Genomic DNA, 1,298 nt, shown 5'->3' with positions numbered 1-1,298 from the left:
TCAAGGAGGTATCATGGGGCGCCCGCCGACGATTGACCGCGACGAGGTGCTCGACCTTGCCGAGGACATCCTGCTGAAGGGGGGAACGGGTGCCTTGACCATTGACGCTTTGGCCAAAGCCGCGGGCGTTTCGAAAGGTGGCATTCAGTCGCGCTTCGGGACCAAGAACGATCTGATCGCATCCCTGATGAGGCGTTGCGAAGAAGAATACGAAGCTGAAATCAGGACCATAATTGGGGAAGCTCCGACGCCTGTGGAGGCAGTCCGTGGCCATATCCGCATGACCCAGAACGCGGATACCAAGAGCGAGGCACGAGCCGCGAGCATGATGGCCGCGCTTATCGAGGAACGGGAGCACCTGATGACCGCCAACTGCTGGTACCAGAGCCGCTTCGGCAGGCTTGACACCAGGACGAGCGAAGGGCGTCGGGCCCGCTTGGCGTTCTACGCCGTTGAGGGCGCCTTTATCCTGCGGACCTTTGGGTTCGCCACACAAGCTGACGAGGACTGGGAGGCCACCATGGCGGACATACTGGCGCTGCTGGACGACAGGCTCTAGCGCTCCTCCTCATTCTTTCTGTTCACCCATTATTCCTGTTTGAGTGCGGGAGTGCCGACCCGTGGCCATACCCACCATGACGCAGCTTGGTTTCGGAGCCATCCTCGCGGCTGCCATCGCGGGAAGCTTCTCCATCCTTGGCCTGATCATCTCCAAGGAACAGAAGATCTCCGACTTCCGCCGCGAATGGGTGGAGGAACTGCGGGCCGACATCGCGCGCTTCATGGCCAACGCTACGTTCATCTTCGCCGTGATGGACAGCTCTACATCGGACATCACGGAAGCCCAGGCACTGACGGTTCTTCGCGCCGAGATCGTGGCTATGTTCGAGGCGTCGTCCCGGATCCACTTGAAGCTGGACAGCACCGATCCGGTGACTGCGCCGATCCTGGCGACCCTGCGGGAATTCGAGGAGCGGGTCCAGAGTGCCACACCTCTATCCCCCGCCACACTGGGCGTCCTTGAGCGCCGCTTGGTGGAGCAATCGCGTGTTCTGATGCGGCGCGAATGGCATCGGGTCCGAAACGGGGAAACCGTTTACCGGACGGCCAAAACCATAGCTGTTATTACGACCATCGTATCTTTCATCGGCTTGGCTGCCGCAGGATTGCTCTCGCTGACCCGGTAGCCGTTTGGCTGACATGCGGGCAATCCGGTCACCAGCCGCGTGACTACTGTCGTGAAGGGGCAAAAATATAGCTCCATGCCGCTGTTTGAAAAGGCGCAAACTCTTGCTTGT

2 protein-coding genes are annotated in these 1,298 nt (G+C 60.2%); both read left to right on the top strand.

Annotated features, from left to right (window positions below; genetic code table 11):
- Nucleotides 1-559, top strand: a 559-nt coding sequence (locus D2K64_RS23620) for a TetR/AcrR family transcriptional regulator (protein ID WP_238384403.1), incomplete at its 5' end; no start/stop codon positions are given.
- A gap of 61 nt (nucleotides 560-620) precedes the next feature.
- Nucleotides 621-1,187 (top strand): hypothetical protein, encoded by a 567-nt coding sequence (locus D2K64_RS23615; protein WP_157986112.1) that lies wholly within the window; start codon nucleotides 621-623, stop codon nucleotides 1,185-1,187.
- Nucleotides 1,188-1,298: the final 111 nt, after the last annotated feature.

The organism is Teichococcus vastitatis, assembly GCF_003604215.1.
GTDB classification, from domain to species: Bacteria; Pseudomonadota; Alphaproteobacteria; order Acetobacterales; family Acetobacteraceae; genus Pseudoroseomonas; species Pseudoroseomonas vastitatis.
Note: the sequence above shows the minus strand (reverse complement) of the source record. Positions and strands in the feature narration are given on the sequence as shown.